The organism is Peribacillus sp. SIMBA_075, from assembly GCF_046534585.1.
This window is the reverse complement of record NZ_JAWRYN010000371.1, coordinates 1-296: the sequence shown is the minus strand read 5'-3', so window position 1 is coordinate 296 and position 296 is coordinate 1. Positions and strand designations below refer to the sequence as shown.

The window sequence follows — 296 nt, the reverse complement described above, 5'->3', positions numbered from 1 at the left end:
GAGCCTGTTCAACCACTACGGCCAAGGCGCCGACGAGGTGTGGGCGTGGTTCCTGCCGACGGTGATGCCGACGCTGTCGCTGATCGTGGCGGTGCTGGTCTCCGACTTCCATGCCGCCGGCGGGCCGGGTGGTTCGCCGCAGCCGGTCGTGGGCCCCTGGCTGTGGCTGGCGCTGGGGCTGTCGGTGATCTACCTGCTGCTGGTCGCGCTGGCGGTGCTGGTGCCGGCGATCCGCCAGGTACCGCCGCTGGAGACCATGCACCGCTCCAACCTGTGGCTGGGGCCGTTCCAGGGCC

At 71.3% G+C, this 296-nt stretch carries 1 protein-coding gene; it reads left to right on the top strand.

Translation table 11 applies throughout. The features are described from left to right. Nucleotides 1-296 (top strand): hypothetical protein (locus SB775_RS28630; protein ID WP_410864565.1); only part of this gene is annotated, 296 nt, incomplete at both ends.